Source organism: Natrialba sp. INN-245, from assembly GCF_009807105.1.
GTDB lineage: Archaea > Halobacteriota > Halobacteria > Halobacteriales > Natrialbaceae > Natrarchaeobius > Natrarchaeobius swarupiae.
In genome coordinates this window covers 600,508-621,753 of the sequence record NZ_WUBV01000063.1, presented here as the reverse complement: position 1 = coordinate 621,753, position 21,246 = coordinate 600,508, and the positions used below count along the sequence as shown (strand labels likewise).

The 21,246-nt window shown below is 66.0% G+C and carries 22 protein-coding genes and 1 tRNA gene; 13 read left to right on the top strand and 10 right to left on the bottom strand.

The genetic code is table 11. The features are described 5' to 3' along the window. Positions 1-11 precede the first annotated feature (11 nt). The 4 genes from GRS80_RS19555 to GRS80_RS19540 all read left to right on the top strand — a co-directional run bounded on the left by GRS80_RS19555 (position 12) and on the right by GRS80_RS19540 (position 2,795). Positions 12-266, top strand: a complete 255-nt coding sequence (locus GRS80_RS19555) for a GIY-YIG nuclease family protein (protein WP_160048995.1) — start codon at positions 12-14, stop codon at positions 264-266. 109 nt (positions 267-375) lie between these two features. Next, the gene (locus tag GRS80_RS19550) at positions 376-1,767 is read left to right on the top strand and encodes a phosphoglucomutase/phosphomannomutase family protein (protein ID WP_160048994.1); all 1,392 of its coding nucleotides are present in this window, start codon (positions 376-378) and stop codon (positions 1,765-1,767) included. Positions 1,768-1,830: 63 nt separating this feature from the next. Continuing rightward, complete coding sequence (locus tag GRS80_RS19545; protein ID WP_160048993.1) at positions 1,831-2,328, top strand: isoprenylcysteine carboxylmethyltransferase family protein; 498 nt, start codon at positions 1,831-1,833, stop codon at positions 2,326-2,328. Between the two features lie 101 nt (positions 2,329-2,429). After that, complete coding sequence (locus GRS80_RS19540) at positions 2,430-2,795, top strand: hypothetical protein (RefSeq protein WP_160048992.1); 366 nt, start codon at positions 2,430-2,432, stop codon at positions 2,793-2,795. A 71-nt stretch (positions 2,796-2,866) separates the two neighbouring features. On the opposite strand, the gene cysE is transcribed toward GRS80_RS19540, so the two are convergent. The 3 genes from cysE to GRS80_RS19525 all read right to left on the bottom strand — a co-directional run bounded on the left by cysE (position 2,867) and on the right by GRS80_RS19525 (position 4,871). Continuing rightward, positions 2,867-3,379 carry a serine O-acetyltransferase gene (cysE, locus tag GRS80_RS19535; protein ID WP_160048991.1) on the bottom strand — a complete coding sequence of 171 codons (513 nt, stop codon included), beginning with the start codon at positions 3,377-3,379 and terminating at the stop codon, positions 2,867-2,869. A 201-nt stretch (positions 3,380-3,580) separates the two neighbouring features. Further along, a complete protein-coding gene (locus tag GRS80_RS19530; protein ID WP_160048990.1) occupies positions 3,581-4,249 on the bottom strand; it encodes a metallophosphoesterase family protein in 669 nt (222 codons plus the stop codon). A gap of 31 nt (positions 4,250-4,280) precedes the next feature. Continuing rightward, positions 4,281-4,871 carry an IMP cyclohydrolase gene (locus tag GRS80_RS19525; RefSeq protein ID WP_160048989.1) on the bottom strand — a complete coding sequence of 197 codons (591 nt, stop codon included), beginning with the start codon at positions 4,869-4,871 and terminating at the stop codon, positions 4,281-4,283. A 202-nt stretch (positions 4,872-5,073) separates the two neighbouring features. Between GRS80_RS19525 and GRS80_RS19520 the strand changes: the two genes are divergently transcribed. Together GRS80_RS19520 and GRS80_RS19515 are read left to right on the top strand one after the other, a co-directional pair. Continuing rightward, positions 5,074-5,146 (top strand) — tRNA-Gln (locus GRS80_RS19520). A 129-nt stretch (positions 5,147-5,275) separates the two neighbouring features. Beyond that, on the top strand, positions 5,276-6,019 hold the full coding sequence (locus GRS80_RS19515) for a rhodanese-like domain-containing protein (RefSeq protein WP_160048988.1): 744 nt from the start codon (positions 5,276-5,278) through the stop codon (positions 6,017-6,019). A gap of 30 nt (positions 6,020-6,049) precedes the next feature. Here GRS80_RS19515 and GRS80_RS19510 read toward each other — a convergent pair whose 3' ends face one another. Then, on the bottom strand, positions 6,050-7,405 hold the full coding sequence (locus tag GRS80_RS19510) for an NADH:flavin oxidoreductase (protein ID WP_160048987.1): 1,356 nt from the start codon (positions 7,403-7,405) through the stop codon (positions 6,050-6,052). A 113-nt stretch (positions 7,406-7,518) separates the two neighbouring features. On the opposite strand from GRS80_RS19510, the gene GRS80_RS19505 reads away from it, so the two are divergent. After that, positions 7,519-7,800, top strand: a complete 282-nt coding sequence (locus GRS80_RS19505; RefSeq protein WP_160048986.1) for a DUF211 domain-containing protein — start codon at positions 7,519-7,521, stop codon at positions 7,798-7,800. A 2-nt stretch (positions 7,801-7,802) separates the two neighbouring features. Next, on the top strand, positions 7,803-8,384 hold the full coding sequence (locus GRS80_RS19500; RefSeq protein WP_200840429.1) for a VIT1/CCC1 transporter family protein: 582 nt from the start codon (positions 7,803-7,805) through the stop codon (positions 8,382-8,384). 59 nt (positions 8,385-8,443) lie between these two features. Here the strand turns inward: GRS80_RS19500 and GRS80_RS19495 are convergent, their stop codons facing one another. The 3 genes from GRS80_RS19495 to GRS80_RS19485 all read right to left on the bottom strand — a co-directional run bounded on the left by GRS80_RS19495 (position 8,444) and on the right by GRS80_RS19485 (position 12,783). Then, a complete protein-coding gene (locus tag GRS80_RS19495; RefSeq protein ID WP_160048985.1) occupies positions 8,444-9,670 on the bottom strand; it encodes an LEA type 2 family protein in 1,227 nt (408 codons plus the stop codon). 133 nt (positions 9,671-9,803) lie between these two features. Next, a complete protein-coding gene (gene cgi121 / locus GRS80_RS19490) occupies positions 9,804-10,370 on the bottom strand; it encodes a KEOPS complex subunit Cgi121 (protein WP_343161665.1) in 567 nt (188 codons plus the stop codon). Between the two features lie 28 nt (positions 10,371-10,398). Beyond that, a complete protein-coding gene (locus GRS80_RS19485; protein ID WP_160048984.1) occupies positions 10,399-12,783 on the bottom strand; it encodes an ATP-dependent DNA helicase in 2,385 nt (794 codons plus the stop codon). Positions 12,784-12,877: 94 nt separating this feature from the next. On the opposite strand from GRS80_RS19485, the gene GRS80_RS19480 reads away from it, so the two are divergent. Together GRS80_RS19480 and GRS80_RS19475 are read left to right on the top strand one after the other, a co-directional pair. Continuing rightward, positions 12,878-13,351 (top strand): universal stress protein, encoded by a 474-nt coding sequence (locus GRS80_RS19480; protein ID WP_160048983.1) that lies wholly within the window; start codon positions 12,878-12,880, stop codon positions 13,349-13,351. A 7-nt stretch (positions 13,352-13,358) separates the two neighbouring features. Beyond that, on the top strand, positions 13,359-13,604 hold the full coding sequence (locus GRS80_RS19475; protein ID WP_343161664.1) for a hypothetical protein: 246 nt from the start codon (positions 13,359-13,361) through the stop codon (positions 13,602-13,604). A 41-nt stretch (positions 13,605-13,645) separates the two neighbouring features. Here the strand turns inward: GRS80_RS19475 and GRS80_RS19470 are convergent, their stop codons facing one another. After that, positions 13,646-14,854, bottom strand: a complete 1,209-nt coding sequence (locus GRS80_RS19470; protein ID WP_160048982.1) for an inorganic phosphate transporter — start codon at positions 14,852-14,854, stop codon at positions 13,646-13,648. 429 nt (positions 14,855-15,283) lie between these two features. On the opposite strand from GRS80_RS19470, the gene GRS80_RS19465 reads away from it, so the two are divergent. After that, positions 15,284-15,529, top strand: coding sequence for a ferredoxin (locus GRS80_RS19465; RefSeq protein WP_149079499.1), 246 nt, complete (start codon positions 15,284-15,286; stop codon positions 15,527-15,529). 647 nt (positions 15,530-16,176) lie between these two features. On the opposite strand, the gene GRS80_RS19460 is transcribed toward GRS80_RS19465, so the two are convergent. Further along, complete coding sequence (locus GRS80_RS19460) at positions 16,177-16,833, bottom strand: helix-turn-helix domain-containing protein (RefSeq protein WP_160048981.1); 657 nt, start codon at positions 16,831-16,833, stop codon at positions 16,177-16,179. A 75-nt stretch (positions 16,834-16,908) separates the two neighbouring features. Here GRS80_RS19460 and GRS80_RS19455 point away from each other — a divergent pair, with 75 nt between their 5' ends. Continuing rightward, the gene (locus GRS80_RS19455; protein WP_160048980.1) at positions 16,909-18,375 is read left to right on the top strand and encodes a cytochrome P450; all 1,467 of its coding nucleotides are present in this window, start codon (positions 16,909-16,911) and stop codon (positions 18,373-18,375) included. A gap of 65 nt (positions 18,376-18,440) precedes the next feature. Here GRS80_RS19455 and mdh read toward each other — a convergent pair whose 3' ends face one another. Next, complete coding sequence (mdh, locus tag GRS80_RS19450) at positions 18,441-19,355, bottom strand: malate dehydrogenase (RefSeq protein WP_160048979.1); 915 nt, start codon at positions 19,353-19,355, stop codon at positions 18,441-18,443. 220 nt (positions 19,356-19,575) lie between these two features. Here mdh and GRS80_RS19445 point away from each other — a divergent pair, with 220 nt between their 5' ends. Next, on the top strand, positions 19,576-21,243 hold the full coding sequence (locus tag GRS80_RS19445) for a CRTAC1 family protein (protein WP_160048978.1): 1,668 nt from the start codon (positions 19,576-19,578) through the stop codon (positions 21,241-21,243). The last annotated feature ends 3 nt before the right edge of the window (positions 21,244-21,246 follow it).

Genomic DNA, 21,246 nt, shown 5'->3' with positions numbered 1-21,246 from the left:
ACGATCGGTCGATGTCCGGAGACGATCACGTCGTCTACGTCCTCGAGTGTGCCGACAACACCTTCTACACCGGCTACACGACTGACCTCGAGCGACGCGTCGACGAGCACGACGCCGGCGAGGGGGCGAAGTACACGCGCGGGCGGACGCCGGTCGAACTCAGGTACCACGAGCGCTACGACTCGCGCTCGCGGGCAATGTCCCGGGAGTACGAGATCAAGCAGCTGAGTCGCGCGGAGAAAGAGCAACTGGTCGGCCTCGAGTGACCCCTGAAGTCGGCGTTCGAATCTTGGGAACTGACGTCTCCACTGGATTTCGTTTTCCTGATGTGCACGTCGGCGTCGCCCTTTTTACAACTGGTGTCGAGAATCACGTATGGGTGCCATTACGTTTGGTACGGACGGCTGGCGGACGACGCTCGAGGAGTTTACGACGCCACGGGTCCGGAGGGTCGGGCAGGCGGTCGCCACGTATCTCGCCGACGAGGGGCTCGAGGGTCCCGTCGTCGTGGGCTACGACGCCCGGGAGAGTTCCCGTGGGTTCGCGGAGGAACTGGCACGGGTCCTCTGTACCAACGGATTCGACGTCGTGCTCCCCGAACGGGATCGGCCGACGCCGCTGATTGCACACGCCATCGTCGAACGCGACCTCGCGGGGGGATTGGCCGTCACGGCCTCGCACAACCCGCCGGAGTACAACGGCGTCAAATTCATTCCCGACGACGGCGCGCCGGCGCTCCCCGAGGTGACCGACGCGATCGCGGACCGCCTCGCCGACCCCGATCCGCTCCCCGAGGCCGAACACGGCACCGTCCGCGAGGTCGACCTCGTCACCCCGCACGCGGACGCCGCCCTCGAACTCGTCGAGTCGATCACCGGCGACGTCGACCTCTCGGGGCTCACCGTCGCCTACGACGCCATGCACGGCAGCGGCCGCGGAACCACCGACGACCTGCTCTCGAGTGCCGGCGCATCTCTCGAGGGGCTGCGCTGTGAGCAGGATCCAACCTTCGGCGGCGGCGCGCCCGAGCCGTCGGCGGAGAACCTGACGGAACTCGCCGACGTCGTCACCGACGAGGACGGCCCCGATCTCGGGATCGCAAACGACGGCGACGCCGACCGGATCGCCCTCGTCACGCCCGAACGCGGATTCCTCGACGAGAACCTCTTTTTCGCCGCGCTGTACGACTACCTCTTGGCGGACGATTCGGGCCCAGCGGTCCGGTCGGTTTCGACCACGTTCCTGATCGACCGCGTCGCGGCGGCCCACGGGGAGAGCGTCCGCGAGGTGCCGGTCGGCTTCAAGTGGGTCGCCGAGGCGATGGCCGACGGCGACGCCTTAGTCGGCGGCGAAGAGTCGGGCGGCTTCACGATTCGAGGCCACGTCCGCGAGAAAGACGGCGTCCTGATCGCACTGCTCGCGGCCGCGATGCACGCCGAGGAACCGATCGACGATCGCGTCGACCGCCTGCTCGCCGAACACGGAACCGTCGTCCAGGACAAGACGAGCGTTGCCTGCTCGGATCACGAGAAAGCCCGGGTTATCGACAGCCTCGAGGAACGAATTCCCGACGCGGTCGCCGGAACCGCGGTCGAGGACGTCAACACCGCCGACGGCTTCAAACTTCAGCTCGTCGACGGCTCGTGGCTGCTCGTCCGTCCCAGCGGTACCGAACCCGTCTTGCGCGTCTATGCCGAGGCGACGGACGGCGACCGCGTCGACGAGTTGCTTGCGGCCGGTGAGGAGTTGCTCGAGACGCTGGTGTGAGCAGTGCGTCGGCGTCGGGAGCGACGCCCGAGGATATTTCGGCTCGTCCGTCGTCAGTCCGATATGGCCTCACCACGGATCGTTCTGAAGACGGCCGCGTTCACGCTTCTCGTCCCGTTTACCGTCGCAGTCGCGATTCCTCGCGCACTCCAGCGCTGGCGACCCCATCCGCGAGTTCCCCTCGATTCGCGGTTCGCGCGAACCGCGGGATCGGCATCGATCCTCGTGGGATCGCTGTTGTACGCCCACACCGCGTGGCGGTTCGTCACCGAAGGAGAGGGGACGCCGTCACCGACCGACGATCCGGATGAACTGGTCACCGGCGGGATCTACGCCTACGTCCGAAACCCGATGTATGTCGGCGTCCTGCTGGTGATCGTCGGGCAGGCGCTTCGCTTTCGATCCGTCTCGATCTGCTGGTGGGCCGCCGGCTGCTGGATCGGCTTTCACAATCGAGTCCTCGAGTACGAGGAGCCACACCTGGCCGAGGCGTACGGCGAAAAGTACGACCGCTACCGCGAGCGCGTTCCCCGGTGGCTCCCCCGCGTGCGCCGACCGTGACGTGACGCTCGAGTCGTACGCGTTTTCGGATCGTCTGGTCCCCGCGGCTGGTTGCGTGCTCCGGGCCCGCGTTTACCCGCCCGGAGGCCGTTCGATCCAGTATGAGCGGACGCAACGAGAAGGCCGCCTACACCAAACTGACGCCGGACTCGTGGCACCAGAACGAGGAGGGAAACTACTACATCGACTGCCCGGCGTGTGGCTCCGCGGCGTCGCTGATGAACGTCGTCGAACACAACCGCTGTAACGGCTATCTCGATCAGGAGGAAGGGGATACCGAACTCGACGAGGAGGCGTTCGACTGTACGGCGAAGCTCTGGTTCGAACTCGGCTACGTCTCCGATCCCGAGGAGGGAACCGAGGACGCGGTCGGCGAATCCGCGAGCGACGTCGAGAGTGAGGATGGCGTCTCCGCCGAGGGGTCGCCGCCGGGAACCGACGGGGCGGTCAGCGACGACCAACAGTAGTGATGGTGTCGGTCGACGAGCGACGCCGTCGGGAACGTTTCGCGGACTCGCTCGAGTCGAATCGGTCTGGCTCACTCGCCGATCGGCTGTGCCGGTACGCCAGCGACGGTCGTCCCCGCGTCGACGTCGCCGGTGACGACCGACCCCGCGCCGACGGCGGCGTTCTCGCCGATCGTGATATCGCCGAGCAGTGTCGCGTTCGCACCGATCTTCACCCCGTCCTCGACCGTCGGATGTCGTTTCACGGGCTCGTTCGTGTCCCCGCCGAGCGTGACGCCGTGGTACATGTGAACGTCGTCACCGACCACGGCCGTCTCGCCGATGACGACGCCCATCCCGTGATCGATCGTCACCCGCCGGCCGATCGTCGCGGCAGGGTGGATTTCGACGCCGGTCAGTAGGCGGACGAGGTGCGACACGAGCCTGGCGACGAGCCGAAAGCCGGCGTTCCACAGTCGGTGGGTAATCCGGTGTCCCCAGACCGCGTGAACGCCGGGATAGGCCAGTGCGACCTCGAGACAGCGTTTCGCCGCCGGGTCGCGCTCGCACATCGCCCGGGTGTCCTCACGCAGCTGTCCGAACATCGCTCGTCGGTACCTCGAGGACGTGTTCGGTGGGCGGGCGAGGCGGTCGGATCGAGGCTGACGGTGGTGACCGACAACACCGGGCCACGGCGCGGCGGGATCGTTCGATTCCGGTGCACGCGACGCAGCCTGGCACTACCATAGTCGACAGTAGCGGCGGCGTTCGCATAAAACGGTTGTTTCTACAGCGGTCTCTCGACGTTACTTCCCGCGCGTGAGACGCGTCCCGATCTGCTCGGGGAGATCCGTCGCCGCCACGGCCTCCTGGACCGCCTCGACGTCGTACTCGACGCGGTGGCTCTCGACGGTCATCGTCTCAAGGTCGACGACGGCATACCCCGCCCGCGGATCGCCGTCGCGGGGCTGTCCGACGCTGCCGGGGTTGACGACGATCCCCTCGGCGTACCGTTCGACACCTTGAACGTGGGTGTGACCGAGCACCAGCACGTCCTCCTCGCCGAGCAGCCGCGGCGAGGACTCCCGCGGGTACGTGTAGCGGCTGTACCGGTCTGGATCGTCCGGATGCCCGTGAACGAGTTTGATCCGGCCGTCACACTCGAGGCGTTCGGCTGGATGGTCGGCGAGCCACTCGAGGTGGTCCTCGGAGAGGTGGCGTTTCGCGTACTCGACGCCCGCTCGTGCCATCCCGTTGAACCGAAACGGTGTCTCAGCGGCGACGGCCGCGTCGTGGTTTCCCATCACCGTCGGGACGTCGCGCTCCCGGAGTTCGTCGACACACTCGGCCGGCCAGGGGTTGTAGCCGACGACGTCGCCGGCACAGAGCACCTCGTCGACCGACGGCATCGCAGAGAGGACGGTCTCGAGGGCGACCCGGTTGCCGTGAACGTCGGAGATGAGTCCGACTTTCATACGGGAAGGGTACAGCGGCCAGCGGTATGTATTATCCGCCGTTCTCGAGTGCCGTCTCGAAGCCGTCGTCGGTTCGAACGACGCCGGTCGCACAGACCGCGTGTTCGAACTCGAGGCCGTAGGCGTCGCTCGCGGCCTCCTGGGCGCTCTCCGCGTCGAACTCGATCGGTTCAGGCGCGTTCGTCTCGTAGGTCGCGACCATCGTCGGCTCGTCGACCGTCTCCACGAGAAGTGCGTCCTTTCGGACGGTAGCGATCAGCGCGTCGCCGTCGTCGCCGATCGTCGCCGCGATCCGTGGCGTGTCGTAGTCGTCTTTCTCGTAATCTAGCGCGAGCAGACTCTCCGCGAGGGCATCCCGGGCGGGATAGCCGAGTTCGAGTTTCTCGGCGATCGGATCGACGTGTGAGCCGTTCCCGAACGCGACCGTCTCGCCGGTCGGTGTCTCGACCGTCCGCAGACAGTTGTAGGAGACGTAGGGGTTGTCCGTCTCCGGGGCGTCCGCGGTGGGCCCCACCGTGAGGGCCTCGTCTCGAGCGGTGATCTCTCGGTTCGGGAACGACCGCGAGGAGACGCGGTACGCGCCCACGTCCGGGCCGACGACGACGAATCGTCCGACGTACATACTCGCAGGTGCGCGTGAGAAGGGAAAAGGGGTGTCGGTTCGCGCTCATCAACGACGATCGAAATCGATCGCTGTGCGAATTGCCACCGATTGGAACACGACGATCCTCCGACGCCGTGACTCGATCGAGTTCGTAACACTCTAATACGAACCCCAACTACTGACCGATACGTCGTCGGAACGGAGCCCGGCGAACATGTCAAGTCCATTAGGGTAGCGGCCAATCCTGAAGCCTTCTGGGGGCTTCGACGCTGGTTCGAATCCAGCATGGACTACTTCTCCTCGTTTCGACTCGAGCACACGTCCCAGCGTCGTCTATCGATCTCCACCCGAAACGAAGGGGTCGACGTTTTCGATCGCCGTCACCAGAACCCCTATTTGCACGACGTTCCTACTCGTTCCCAATGAATCGACGGCAGTATCTCGCCGCGGGAACGGCCGCCGCCGTGACGGCCGTCGCCGGCTGTCTCGGCGGGAACGGGAGTTCCGACGGCTACGGCCCGGAACCGGACGACACCCCCGAGAAACGATCGATCGACACCGACGCCTACGAGACGAAGTCGTTCGGCGGGATCGACGTTCCGCTCGCACCGCTCGAGGACGTCCACTACTGGTATCAGCGCCAGGAGGCGCGTATAGTCGACACTCGCGGGCGCGACCAACACGACGCGGTTCGGATCACCGGCTCGGTCCTGAGCAGTGCCCCGGACGGCGTCTCGAACGACCCGGTCGCCACCTGGCCCGAGGAGGATCGGATCGTCACCTACTGCGTCTGCCCGCACACCCTGGCGGGACAGCGGGCAGCGACGCTGATCGCCAACGACTACGAGAACGTCTACGCGCTCGACGACGGACTCCAGGCCTGGGTCGAACACCAGTATCCGATCGAGGGAACCGAGGCGAGCCAGAGTCTCGCCTCGTACGACGTTCGCGGTGTCTCCGACCCACAACACGCCGGCGAGTTCGTCACCGTTCGGACGGTCGACGGCGATCAGAGCGAGGTCAGCGCCGTCGAGGACGACGGGAGCTACGAGCTGACGCTTCACTTCACCGACGTCGACGACGGCTCCCTCCTCGAGGTCGAGACACCGGGGTACACCCGTGAGTTGACCCTCGAGGAGGCGACGACCGACGTCATTACGGCCTAACGCAGTCGGTCGTTTTTCCCGTAGCGTCGGTCAGCGTCGATCGTAGACGCCCTCGCGCTCGAGTTCGCCGCGCTGTCGAAGGACCGACGGCGTCCGACAGATTCCCGGTGCGCCGGTCACCTGGGGAACCGTACAGTTGTTACAGCTCTCACAGAGCGCTCGCTCGGCGGATTCGACGGCGTCGGGTCCGTTGTGCTCGAGGAGGCGTGCGCCGAGTCGCGGTTCGGCGTAGAACGGACGAGCCATGCCGACCATGTCGCAGGCGGCTGTTGCCGTGGTATCGCTGCCGGAACCGAGCAGTCGATCCATCTCGCCGCGCTCGCGGATCCCGCCTTCCGCGAGGACGGGGATCGACACCCGCTCGCGGACGCGCCGGCAGAACCCCTCGTTCCACGCCGGTTCGGTGTCGTAGACGACCGACTCGAGGCGGTTGCCAAGCGCGACGAGCCTGCGCCGACCGGAGCCGCCGAACGCCGCGTCGTACTCCTCGCGGAGCGCTTCGTTCGTCCAGGCGCGCTCGGGGTACTCCCCGCGGACGATGCTCATGTCCCAGACGACCGAGGTACGGACGGGAACGACCGCGTCGTAGCCGATCCGCTCGAGTCGCCGGGCGATTTCGACGCCGTCGGCGAGCGAGAGCGTCCGGCGAACGATCGGCGACGGCGGTGACGGCGTTTCGGCCGGCACCTTGGTCATCAGGGGGACGTCGCCGGCCCGACCTCTGATCTCGTCGTGGACGAGCGCGAGAAACTCGAGGCGGGCCTCGGGCGAGCCGCCGAACTCGTCGTCTCGACGGTTGTAAAAGGGCGAGAGAAACTGCTGGACGATCCCCATGTTCGCCCCGGAGAGATGGATGCCGTCGTAGCCCGCGTCAACGGCGTACGCGGCCGATCGACCGAACTCCGCCGCGAGGTCGTACACCTCGTGGGTCGAGAGGACGTGAGGATCGTACGAGAGAAATCCCAGACGGTCGAACAGCCGCAACTGCCACGGTAGTTCCGAGACGGCGAGTTGCTCGAGGTCCGGATGCCCCCGGCGGTACTCGGCGTGCCAGGTTTCCATGCTCCGCAGGCCGCCGTGTTCGAGTTGCAGGAAGATGCGGCTTCCGTGGTCGTGAATTCGGTCGGTGAGCCGTGATAGTTGCGAGACGAACGACGGGTCGTGGACGCGGGTCATTCCCGGCGCCGCACAGCCGCCCTCGGCACTGACGATCGTCGCCCCCTGACAGAGGAGTCCAACGCCCGACTCCGCGGCGGGCTCGAGGTCCTCGATCAGCGCCTCGACGGCGTCGGGACCGTTGCCCGCACACTCGAGCACCGGGGCTCGATAGAGTCGGTTGGGTATCCGAACGCCACCGATCTCGATCGGCTCCTCGAGCGTGGCCATACTCGGGCTATCACGGGAGCGCACAAGAGCGTGCCGTCCGTCGGAGAGTTGCGGCGTCGGCTGACAGTCGTAGTGCCCGTACACCTTTCCGACGGCCGATCGTTCGAACGATCATGGCTCCGATTACGCGACTCGTCCTCGACGTCCTGAAACCACACGACCCCAGCGTCGTTCCCTTCGTCTCGCAGCTGGGGGATCTGGAGGAGATCGACGCCGTTACCGCGACGGTTATCGAGGTCGACGAGAACGTCAAGACGCTCCGCGTGACGATCGAGGGTGGAAACCTCGAGGTAGATGCGATCCGCGCCGAGATCGAGGACCTGAGCGCGTCGGTCCACTCGATCGATCAGGTGGCCTGTGGTTCCCGAACCGTCGACGATCCCTGGCTCGGCTGACGATGGAGTCTCGAGTTGCCCGGCTTCGACGCGTTCTCGGAAAGGAGGACGTTCGATCGATCTCGCGTCGGTACTTCATCGCCAACGGGTTCGACGGCACGCTCACGAGCATCGGCGTCGTCGTCGGCGCGTATCTCTCGGGTATCGGCGACGGATTCACCGTCATCGCGATCGGTCTCGGCGCAGCAGTTGGCCTCGGCACGTCGGGCGTCTGGAGCGTCTGGGAGATCGAACGCGCCGAGGCGCTCGCCCAGCGCCAGCGGATCGAGCGCGCGATGCTCACCGAACTCGAGGATACGCGCGTTCAGCGCGAACACCGTGCCGCTCAGATCGTCCACGCCGTCGCGAGCGCGTCCGGGCCGTTGCTGGCGTTTACACTCACGCTCGTCCCGCTCGCACTCGAGGGTACTCTCTTTACGATGTTTCAGGCGGTGCTTGCCTCGATCGTCGTCGGCGTTCTGGTGTTGTCCGTCTTCGGCATCTATCTCGCCTCGATTTCCCGTCAGCGGTGGTACGTCGCGGCGATCAGAATGGGACTCGCCGGAATCGTCGTGGCGGGAATCAACGTGCTCTTGCCCGGATAGCGTTCGCGCGTCTCGCCAGCGTCAGATCGGTCTATCGGTAGATCGGTTCCGGTAGGTGATCACGGAACCGATATCGACGTCTCGTCGTCGGGCTCGACACCGTCTCCGGACTGGACCTCGTCGCTGTCGACTGCACCATCGTCGACGCCCCCGTCGCTGTCGTCTGCGCCGTCGTCGGTTTCCTCGAGGAGGCCGTTTTCCTCACTCGAACCGACGACGACACCGTGGCCCGCGAGTTCGCTGTCGTCGGGCATTGCCCACGGCGCGAACGTACAGCCCTCCGACTCGAGATCCGACTCCTGGTCGACAAAGATTGCCGTCGTCATCTCGTACTCACACTCGATCGCATCGCCTTCGGGTGGGACAGTCACCGTCTCGTCGTGGATCTGCATCGCGAGCTGGGCACGCATCTCGGCGTCCGTGACCTCCTCGTTGTCGACGTGAGTCGCGAACCACTCGACGACGTCGTCGTTGTCGAGTGTCACGACGAACGTGATCTCGCGGCTCTCGCCGGGCGGGATGTGCGTATCCGACGTCCCGCCGACGACGTCGACGTCGTCGGCGTCCCACTCCGCGACGGGCCGATCGTTGAACACCATCTCGCCGGTGAACGCGGGCGTCGCGAGCGGGTACGCGTTCGGGTTATGGACGTCGAACGTGAGGTGGATCTCCGTTCGTTCCTCGTCGACGTCACCCCACGCCGCGTCGGTATCTTCGATCTCGACGCGGGGCTCGAGGGCCGCCTCCGAGAGATCGGACGCGCCCGGCGACAGCGAGTGTTCGCCCTCCATCTCCGCGAGTGACTCGGCGATCATCGACTCGAGTTCGGTCTCGATCTCGTCCTCGTGGGCATGTGATGGCGACCCCGAGAGCGGTCCGACATCGGCGTGGACGGTCACGTCGGCTCCTACGTCGCTCACCTCGCCACTCTCGATGTGCGTCGCCCACCACGCGGGAAGCTGGTGGTATCGGAGGTCGGTCCGTAGCTCCGTCGTCGAGTTCCCCGATGGCACGGTGACGTCGGTCGCCTCCCCGTCGGCGAGTGAGACGCCGTTCATCGCGAGCGCGTACTCGACGTGTATGTCGTCGATCTCGAGACCGGGATTCGGGTTGTCGACCCAGACGGTCGTGAGCACCTCGATGCGCTCGTCGTCGACCTCGCCCCAGGCGTTGTCCTCAAGGCCGGCATCGGGAATTCCGAGCACCCCCGTGACGAACAGCCCGCCGAGGACGACGACAAAACAGACGACGACTACACCGCCAACTGTCGCCACCTTCTTCAGCATACGTCACCATCCATGGACCGAATTCCAATATAGATGAGTGGTTCAGTACGTGTCGCTACACTATCTAATTCCGACCAAGCAGTGCTGTTGAGGGTGAAACAGGAGTTCCGTTTCGTTTCGTTTATCAACTAAATTATTTTTCTACCTCGAGCAACGTGACCCGTTCGTGAACCAGCATCGGGAGCGAGGCGTCGGTCGCCTCGCGCTCCGCATCGGTGACGTCGAAGAACGTACACAGCCGACTCTCGTCGCGGTCGTCGAGTGTTCGCTCGGTGGCGACGACTGCCTCGAGATCGCGGACCGCCTCGAGCGCACGGGCCTCGGCATCCGCTCGATCTGCGCTCGGTCGGTCGGTAATTTCCCCGTGGCGTTCGTCAGGTTCGGGTTCGACCCGGAGCGCGTCGATCAGCACGACCGCCGGATTCACTCCCTCGCTGACGCCCATCTCGAGGGCCCGGTCGATCTGTCGGCGACCGGCGGCGTACAGCAGGATCTCGACGGCGCGGTCCCGGGCGACGTTTTCGCCGCGATCGATCGACCTGTCGGCCAGTTCCACCGCCCGCTCGAGGTGACGCCGATCCGCGACGTAGCGGGCGTCGAACGCCTGGATCGTCACGTCGAACCGGTCGCCCACGTCGGCGAGGTCGGCGACGAACGAATCGAGGTCGTCGATCGAGAGCCGACACTCGAGCAGTTTCACCGGTGTACACCTCCCGTGAGTCGGTTCATTAGAAATCACCCAGGCTCGATTGGCTCTCGTCGGCGTCGGCTCGCTCGTCCGTCGACGTCCCGCCGGATTCGGTGGGTGTATCGCGGCCGCCACTCGAGTCCAGTGTCGTACCGTTCCCGGGATCGGCCGGCTCGACGCCGTCCATCGTGGGGTCCTCTCGGCCCGCGTTCTCGAGGATCGTTTCGGCGGTCTTTTTCCCCTTCAAGACCGCGAGGACGACGCCCTTGTCGGCGGTCCGCAGGTCGGCGGGCTCCTCGATGCCGGCCTCGTACAGCCGTCGGGCGCGCTTGCGGCCGACGCCGCCGACCGAGACGTGTTCGAGCAACTCCTCGCCGACGCCGTGTTCGACGCGGGCACGGGCCTCCCGCACCGCGACGGTCCACTCGCTGTCGACCTCGCGGGCGAGTGACTCGGCGGCCCCGAGCAACCATTCGGCGGTGTCGACTTTCCCCCGCAGGTCGCCAGGACCGATTTTGTACCGCTCGGTGATCGTCTCCTCGTCTTCCTCTTCGGCCCAGTCCTCGAGCAGTTTACCGGTTTTGAGGGCGGCGAGCCAGTCCTCGAAGCGGTTCTCCTCGAACTCGCTGGGGGCGTCGCCGAGCAACTCGCACTCGCGTTCGTAGTAGAGTTCGCCGAATGTCTCGTCCTCGCCCGAGCGCAGGTAGAGTTCGTACATATCGGGAGTGCGCGAGACGAGCTGGTAGAGTCCCAACGCGGTCGGACGCTCCTTGGCACCCTCGAGCCCGTGGACGATCTCGGCGGCACTCATCGGATCGAGATAGAGCCTGGAGACGGTGTGGCCGAGGCTCGTCGCCTCGAGTTCGACCTCGTGGTCGTCCTCGGTGGCGAGTTCGGCCGCGGAGGTGAACGCACTCGCCGCGTCGTCGGGCTCCGCGCCGGCGTCCGAATCGGCCGTTCCGCCGTCGCGTTCGACGAACTCGTTTCGCTCGAGATACGAGAGGACGTCGTCGGTGACGCCCTCGAGCCGGCCCGCCTCGCTCGACTGGCTCGCGTAGAGGGTTGCCTCGAGAAACTCGAGCAAGCCCGAGCGGGTGCGTGCGAAGCCCGAAGCAATGGTAGCGAGGACGTGTGTTCGCAGGGCGGGTTCGGCGGCGAGCTTCGAGCGGACGTCCTCGGGTTCGGCCCAGACGTACCGGTCGAACAGCTCCTCGCTCTCGTCGTGGCTCTTCGCCAGCAACACGGCCTCGCCGTAGGGGTCGAGCCCGGGTCGGCCCGCCCGCCCCATCATCTGGTGGACCTCGAGTACGTCGAGTGGGGCCATCCCGCCGGCGCTCGGGTCGAACCGCCGCCAGTCGCGGACCACGACGCGGCGGGCGGGCGTGTTGACGCCGGCGGCGAGCGTCGGCGTCGCCGAGATGACCTTCAGCAGGCGGTCGCGAAAGGCGTCCTCGACCAGGCTCCGCTGGGTCGAGGAGAGGCCGGCGTGGTGAAACGCCGCGCCGCGTTCGACGCAGTCGGCGAGATCCTGACTGGTCTCGGTGTCGCTGTCGTCGCGAATCTCTGCGGCGAGGTCGGCCAACTCCGTTCGCTCCTCGTCGGTGAGTTCGGGACTCGAGACGCCGCCCAGTCTGCGGGCCGCGGCCTCGGCGTTTCGTCGGGAGTTGACGAACACGAGCGACGAGCCACCTTCCTCGAGGATGTCGCGGACGAGTGCAGCCTCCTGTTTCTCCGATCCCTCGATCGGCACCTCGCGGCTCGAGCCGTCGTCGAAGTTGAGCGCGTTGCCGTAGTGGACGCCCGTCCGGAGGTCGATCGGCCGCCAGTCGGAGTCGACGAGCGCGGCGTCAAGCCAGTCGGCGATCTCGTCTGCGTTGCCGACCGTCGCCGAGAGCGCGACGACCTGGATGCCGGGATTCAACTGGCGGAGCTTCGCCAGGGTCACCTCGAGTGTCGGTCCGCGATTGCGGTCGTCGATGAGGTGCACTTCGTCGGAGACGACGCAGGTGAGATCCGAGAGCCAGTCGGCGCCGTTTCGCACGAGCGAGTCGACCTTCTCGCTGGTCGCGACGATCAGATCCTTGGTGGCGAGCCACTCGCTGGTCGACTCGTAGTTACCGGTGGCGACGCCCGTCGTGACGCCGAAGGACTCGTAGGCGTCGAACTCGGCCTTCTTCTCGCTGGCCAGGGCCCGCAGCGGGACGATGTAAAGTGCCTTCCCACCGCGTTCGATCGCCGACAGCATCGCCAGGGCGGCGATCATCGTCTTGCCGCTTGCGGTCGGCACCGCGGCGACCAGGTTCTCGCCGTCGGTCGCGCCAGCTTCGACGGCCTCGGCCTGGGGCGGGTAGAGCTCCTCGATGCCCTCCTGGCGAACGTGCTGGATGGCACCGGGCGGGAGCCCCGACAGCTCCTCGACGTTCATTACCCGTCGTTGGTGCGTCCCGTGGTTTAAACTGTCGTCTCTCACTGGCACACGGTTTGGGTTCTCCTCTCTACCGTCTCTCGGCGATAGACCGATGCACCTGGCGGTCGAACGTCGCCCCGTGACCCCGCCTGATCAGGTTCTCGTCCCGACGCTCGCCCGCCCACGGGAGAGCGAGGCACTCGAGTACGCCCTCGAGACGTTTCCCGACGCCGACGTCACCCTGCTGGCCGTCGTCACGCCACTCGATGCCCCGCTCAGCGAGGGTGGCGTTCTCGAGCGTGACGAGCAACGGACGGAAGTGGCGCGCGAGCGGGCGGAATCGGTACTCGAGTCGACCGCCGAGTCGATCGACGACCGGGCGGCGATCGATCGAGTTCGCGTCGAGGTCGTGGCGGGACGACCTGGAACCGTCGTTCCCCGGTACACCGACGAGGAGGGGGTCGACCACGTCGTCATGTACGGCCACGAGCGGCGTTCGACGGGGTTGACCCGCCGGTTGCTCGGCCGCGGCGTCGCGGCGACGGTCGTCGAACGAACCGCCAGCCCCGTGACGGTGATCAGATGATCCTCGAGTGAGAATCGATCGAACGATGAAGCCGGTGTACTACTGTCGACGCTGTGGCGAGGAGATCTCACGGCACGCCGAGGAGTGTCCACACTGTCAGTACAATCCCCAGTCGATCGCCTGGCGGTTCGGCGTCGGCGCGCTCATCTTCGGTACGGCGCTGGCGCTCGTCTCGCCGCCGGTCGGCCTGTTCGGCGTTTTCGTTGGGATCCTCGCAGTCGGTGGGAGCTACCTGCTCTCCCCGGCCGGGTAGCTCGTCGATCCGTCGCCATCGCCGTCTCGAGTCGACCGGTGTCAGCCGCCGAGAGCCGTCGCGAGCAACCGATAGAGCCCGTAGCCGACGGCGATCGAACTGCCGAGGGTGAGCAGCCAGAAGGTGATCGTGAACGCGATCTTTCGCCGTGAGACGCCCGCCGAGCCTGCGGCCAGTCCGCCGCCGATGACCCCCGAGAGGATGATGTTGTTGAGCGAGATCGGAATGCCGAGGGCGATCGCTAGCTGGGCGATGACGAAGCCGGGGACGAGCGCGGCGATCGACCGCCGAACGCCGAGCTGGGCGTACTCCCGCGAGGTGGCCTGCAACAATCTGGGGGCGCCCATCCAGGCGCCGGCGAGGATACCCGCCGCACCGAGTGCGAGGAGTGTGATCGCAGGTAGACCGAGTTCCACCCGAAAGAGGTTCTCGAGGGGACCGGTCGCGAGCCCGACCTGCGAACCACCGGAGGAGAAGGCGACGATGCCGCCGAGGACGAGCAGGAACGACCGGATACCCTCTTCGACGGAGGCGAGAATGCGCGTTCGAACCCAGTAGAACGCGAGCACGCCGAGGGCGATCGTCACGAGCACGGTTCCGAGGTCGACGTCGGCGACGAGCGTCGGACCGCCGCCGAACTGCCGAGAGAGGAACCTCGCGATCGTTCCCTGGTCGGCCGTCGGGTCCGGAATGACGCCGAGTCGGACGTTCGCGACGATGGCGCCGACGACGCCAGCTAACAGCGGGACGCCGACCGACTCGGGAACGTCGTCTCGACGCAGGACGATCGCCGTCGTGTAGGCCAATCCGCCGGACATGATCGGAACGAGCAGCCAGAACGTGCCGAGGCGCTGGTAGGTTTCGAACGCCGGGTCGCCGCCGAGCGAGAGGCCGACGCCGACCATCGCGCCCGTCGTCGCGAACGCAGCGGGGATCGGATACCGCGTGTAGATCCCGACGGCCATGAACGTCGCCGCCGTCAGCAATCCGGCGGTCGCCGCGAGTGGCGTAATCGCGACGCCGTCGATGAGATCCGCACCGACGGTCTCGGAGATGCTGCCACCTTGCATGAGCGCACCCGCGGCCGCGAGCAGGCCGATCACGAACGCTGCACGCATCGTCGAGATTGCGTTCGCGCCGATCGCTGGCGCAAAGGGCGGTGAGTTGCTGTTCGCACCCAGTACCCACGCCATGAACAGGCACGTCACAATTGCGGTCCCCACGAGGACTGCAAACGACAGCGCGACCATCACGTCACCCGATATTCAACGAGGCATCGGATAAGCGTTCGTCTGCCGGTCCTCCGGAGATCCGGCCATCCTAGCAGCGGTTCGGCTCGCTTCACGGTTTCACCGCTTCGCGTCGAGGTGCGTCGCACCTCGCTCGCGGCGGTCCGGCCGGTATTCGAAGAACGACTCGTCCAGGCGTGTCGGTTCCTCGTTGTCGACGACGGCGACGCCACTGGCTCCGATTTCGCGAGGAACGTCCGTGAACAGTTCGCAGATTCCGGGGAGCGAGCCGGGTCACGTGCCGACACAGCGGACGAAACCGGCCGGCGTCGAACCCGAGTCGAACACTGCTCATCACGCGTCCTCGAGTCCGCGTTCGGTCACCGCCTGGACGCTGATCCGAGGCGGAATCCCGTCAGTGCTTTACCTGCATCGGTCCAACCGTCGGCTATGCGAGTCGAGTTCGACGAGGATACGTGCATCGGGATGTACCAGTGTGTCGCCGAGTGGGACGCTTTCGAGGAGGACAAAGCGAGGGGGAAGGCAGTCCTCGAGGGAAGCGACGAGACCGAGGACGGAGTGTTCGTCCGTGAGGTGCCCGAAGACGAGGAACTGGACGCGAAGTTCGCCGCACGGACGTGTCCAGTCGACGCGATCACGATCTACGACGACGACGGCGAGCAGTTGATTCCCTGATACGGACTGCTGTCCCGGTGTGCTGACGGGTCGCAGTCACACTGAAAATGGCTTCCGACCCGTACGATGCTCTCGACGAGCGAACCGCTTCGACGACTGGTCCCCAGTCGCGGACCGCCAGTTGCGCCCCGCTTCCGTCGTGGGACGATTCGAAAGTGGACGGACACTCGCGGAAGCCGTGTCGCTGCTGTACAGTAGACCGCGTGGGACACCGGTCGAATGACGTGGTGGATGGTTATGATGCCAGGGGTACTCACCGGTGACCTTCCGCGAGTGTGATCAGAAGTTTCACGGTGGATACAAAGAGCGTGTGGCCAAACAGTGTTGGCCCAGATCGCCGATTTCCACGTCGGTATCACCCCCCACAAACCGCCCATGCAACCGAATGGGCAATCCGTAGGAGGTTCACTCCCGAAGGATCAACCGGTCTCCCGTCGGCATCGATAGGCGACCGCCGGGAGACCACCCACTGATACGGACCGCGATGCGTCTGTCCCGGTCGATCGCAGACCGGCGGGTGATCGACCGGCAATCAGTCATCGCAGACCGTATGAGCGATCGACCCGGAGGGCACGAACGCACGCACGCGTCTCTCTCGACACTCTGCTCTCTCCTCTTTGTACTCCCCCGGCAGTTCTTCCGACTGCTCACCGTCGCAACGCCGCATCCACGAGTTCGGCCTCGGCCGTCCGGAGGAGCGTCGAGGCCGCGCTCTCCGAACACTCGAGTGCCGCCGCTACGTCGGCGAGCGACCCGCTTCGAGGGACGTCGTAGTAGCCGGCCGCCCGTGCCGTCTCCATCGCCTCGAACTGACGGGCCGTCAATCGACCGGCGAGCGTCTCGGCTTTCCGCTGGTGGTCGCTCACCCGCTCGACCTCGACGCGGACGTCGTCGGGGAACGCCTCGAGCACCGACGAGAGCGCGTCGGATTCCCCGAGGACGGTCGCGTGGACGGTCTCCCGGCCGGTGTAGACGACCGGTGGGACGACCACTAGTCCCGAAACGTCGAACGCACCCAGCAACATCGCGTCGGATTCGCGCAGATCCATCTCGACGTAGCCGTAGAACGTGTCGTCGTCGACCCGGGAGATGTCGTACCGGTGGACGAACTCGAGGTCGGTGACGACCTCCTCTATCCCCTCGAGATCGCCGACGAACAGCGAGAGAAAGCGAACGGTTTCTGACTCCGGATCGAGGTGCCAGGAGAGCAACTCCTCTCGGTGAAGTGCGGATTCGACCGCCAGCTCGGGCACCGGCATCCGCATCGACGGCGGCAGCCGAAGCGTCAGGTCGGCCGACTGCATACTCGCCCGTTATCACTTATAGAAGTTCAGTGCTTCGGCACAACGGCGACACTTCTGGAACGCCACTCTCGTGGTATGAGTCGTTCAGGACCGCCGGCGGATGGACGAACGGGAGGAAACGACCGCGACCGACCGCTCGAGGACCGGACCGGCGAGATCGAGGTGGACGAGGATGTCGGCGTCGAGGCGGCGTCGCTCCCCGGGCCGCGCGGGTTTCCGCTCGTCGGGAACACGGTTTCGTTCACCCGTGATCCGGTCGGGTTCCTCGAGTCACTCGGCGAGTACGGCGACGTCGTCGGCTACGAAGCCTACGGTCGCGAGTTCGTCGCGTTCTGCGATCCGGAACTCGTCGAGACGGTGCTCGTCTCCGAGAGCGACGCGTTCTGGCGCGGCGAGTTCGAACACGAGTTCGGCGAAGCCATCGACCTCGAGGGGGTTCTCTTCGCCGAGGGCGACCGCTGGAAGCGCCAGCGTCTCCTGTTGCAGTCGGCGTTCACCCCGGATCGAATCCGGTCGTACGCCGACGATATCGTCGAGGAGACCGTCCACACGGTCCGGGGCTGGGACGACGGACAGGTGACCGACCTCGAGGAGACGCTGTCGACGCTGACGCTCTGCGTTCTCGCACGGACGCTGTTCGACCTGGAGCTGACCGACGAGCGCGGGGCCGTCGTGCGGCGATGGGTACAGGCCATGAACGAGTACACGGATCGCGAGATGTTCGGGGTTCGCGCGTTACTCCCGTCGTGGATCCCGAGTGCGACCGAACGCGAGTTCGACCGCGCCGCGACCGACGTCGGTGCGTTGGTCGACGAACTCGTCGCCGAGCGTCGCGAGGCGGGCGCAGACGGCGACGACCTACTGTCGTTGCTCGCGACCGCGGAGTACCCCGACGGGAGCCGTCCGTCCGCCGAGGAGATCGGCGACCAACTGAAGACGTTCCTGCTCGCTGGCCACGAGACGACTGCGACGGCGCTTACGTACGCCTGCTGGCTGCTCGCAGGCCACGAGAGCGTTTGGGACCGCCTCGAGCGCGAGATCGACGCCGTCTGTGGTGACCGCGAGCCGACGATGGCAGACCTTCCCGACCTCGCGGTGACGGAGGCCGTCGGCCGTGAGGCCATGCGGCTGTATCCGCCGCTACCGTTTCTCAACCGCGAGCCGCTCGAGCCGGTCGACGTCGGCGGTTATCGACTCACGCCGGGAACGGTCGTCCAGCTCCCGATGATCGCCATCCACCGCGACGAGCGGTGGTGGGACGACCCCGACGCGTTCCGGCCGGAGCGGTGGCTCGAGGAGGGTGCTGACTCCGTTACGGACGCGGTGCTCGCCGACGGCGACCGGCCGGAGTACGCCTACTTCCCGTTCGGCGGCGGCCCGCGCCACTGCATCGGGATGCGCTTTGCGATGACCGAACTGCAGTTGACGCTCGCGACGCTGATCCGGCACGTCGAACTCGAGCGGATCGGCGACGCGATCGACGCGGGCGTCGGCGTGACCCTCGAGCCCGGGACGGTCGAGATGCGCGTTCGACGCCGATAGCTGTCAGTCGGAGCGCTCGGTCTCGGGGGTGATAGGTCGAAAAACGAGGTCGGTCGAATCCGCGACTACGCGATCTTCTCGTACTGATCGGAGAGTTTCTCGGCGGCCTCGCCGAGCTGGTTGCGTTCGAACTCCGTGAGATCCCACTCGACGATCTCCTCGACGCCGTCGGAGCCGAGTTTCACGGGGACGCCGAAGGCGGTGTCCTCGTGGCCGAACTCGCCCGCGAGTGTGACGCTCGCGGGGAGCACTTCGCCGGTGTCCCGGAGGATGGCCTCGACCATGTGGCCGACGCCGGTCGCCGGCCCCCACTCGGTCGCGCCTTTCTTCTCGATGACGTTCATCGCCGAGGTCTGCAGTTCTTCGAGGAGTTCTTCCTTTTCGTCCTCGTCGAACTCGAGATCCCGACCGTTCACTCGCACTTTGGAGAAGACGGGGACCTGCGCGTCGCCGTGTTCGCCGAGGATCGTCGCCTCGACGTTCTGAACGGGGACATCGTAGCGCTGGGAGATGACGTACCGGAAGCGCGCGGAGTCGAGTCGGCCGCCGAAGCCGATCACTTGCTCGCGAGCGCGGTCGCCGGCCTCGTAGAGGTGGCGGTTGAGCAGGTCGACCGGGTTCGAGGTGGTGACGGTGACGAAGTCGTCGTTGTGCTCGGCGAGCGAGGAGCCGATGTCCTCCATGATCGGCGCGTTGTCGCCTGCGAGGTCGATTCGGGTCTGACCCGGCTGGCGCGGAATGCCGGCCGTGATGACGACGACGTCCGACCCCGCCGTATCCTCGTAGCCGCCCTGGCGGATCACGGTGTTCGAGTCGTACGCCGCACCGTGGTTCGTATCCGCGGCCTGTCCGATCGTCGTATCTTCCTGGTCCGGAATGTCCACGAAGACGAGTTCGTCCGCGACGTCCCGAAGCGCGATGTTGTAGCCTGCGGCGGCCCCGACCGTCCCGGCCGCGCCGACTACGCTAACTTTCGTCATACCACGTAACGATCCGCCTGCCCCCGCGTTAAATCCGTCGAATCCGGCTCTCTCGAGCAATTTGACGATATTCAAATCGACGATTGTCGAACCCCGGCGCGCCGGAACGGGAATCGATTGGAATGGGAGGTCCACCCCCCCTGCCATCGCGGTTCGAACCGGCTGGAAAATACCACTCGTAACCGGATAATTTATGATGTAAACGAGGAGATACTGTGGTATGCGTTACCGAATGGGTGTCTGCTGTCTCGCGGTTTGTATCCTGCTTTCGGGCTGTGTCGGCGGTGCGCTCGAGGATGGGTCCCCGTTCGGCGACGAGCCAGCCGAACCGACGACGGACGACTACGCCTTCGAGAACGTCGCCGACGAGAGCGGCCTCGAGTACGAGTCGATCGGGATCGGCGCGATAAACGGCAACGACGGCATCTACGCGGTCGACTACACGAACGACCTCGAGACGGATCTGCTCGCGATCGGCGGCGGACAGCCGGTCCTGTTCGAGAACACCGGCGGCGAGTTCGAGCGATCCGACGACCTCCCGCCGGTCGAGGGAACCATTCAGGGGGCGCTCTTTGTCGATCACGACAACGACGGCTGGGAGGATCTGCTTCTCTTGCGCCGCGGCGACACCCCGGTGTTCCTCGAGAACGACGAGGGAACGTTCCGGGAGCGCGACGTCGGCTTCGACGACGAGTTCGTCGTTCCGGTGTCGGCGACGGCGGCCGACGCGACCGGAAACGGCTGTCCCGACGTCTTCGTCATCGACTACAACGACTGGCTCGACGAGCAGCCGATGGGGTGGCAACACTACCTCAACCTTACCGCCGAGGAGGACAACGGCCAGCCCAACGCCCTCTACGAGGGCGACTGCGGTGGATTCGAGCGCACCGAGGACGCCGGCATCGAGGGCGACCACTGGAGCATGGCGACCAGCTTCGTCGACCTGACTGGCGACGGCAACCCTGACATCCACGTGGCGAACGACTTCTTCGAGGACGAAATCTACTACAACCAGGGCGACGGCAGCTTCGACCGGGAGTATCTCGGCGAGGCAACGGACCGAAACGGGATGTCCTCGCAGCCGGTCGACGTCACCGGCGACGGCCAACTCGAGATATTCGTCACCAACATCTACTTTCCACAGAGCCGCTGGGCCGAGATTCCCGACTCCCAGCGCCAGCTGTTCGTCGACTTCATGACCTCGCGGATCGGCGACCGCAACCAGGGCAACAACCTGCTCGTGCGCACCGAGGACGGGTTCGAGGATCAGGGAGCCGAACGCGGGCTGAACGAGGGTGGCTGGGGATGGGGCTCTGCCGCCGAGGACTTCGACAGCGACGGACAGGTCGACGTCTTCCACGCGACGCAGTTCGAGGTGCGCTTCGACGAGCGCGAACCCACGTTCGTCCGCGCGATGTTGTTCGCCCAACAGGACGGCCAGTTCCACCGCCTCAACACGAGTGAGGTCGGTTTCGAGGAACTCGACGAACGAGGCGTCGCCGCGCTGGATTACGATGTGAGTGGATCGATGGACGTCGCCGTCGCGGCCAACGAAGCGCCGTACCGCCTCTACAGCAACGAGGGCAACCAGGGTGACAGTCTCCAGGTCGTCGTCGGCGGGAGCGAGGGCCTCGAGCACACGACGCTCGGTACGACCGTCGAGGCGACCGTCGACGGCGACACGCAGCTTCGGGTTCGAAACGCCAGGGCGGACTACCAGTCACAGGATACGCGGACGCTTCACGTCGGGGTCGGCGAAACCGACTCGGTCGACGAACTCCGGGTAACGTGGCCCGACGGCACCGAACGGACGTTCGAGGACGTCGAGACCGGTCAGCGCATCCTCGTGACGCCCGACGGAATCGACGACCGCCGATCGTACTCGTAGGAA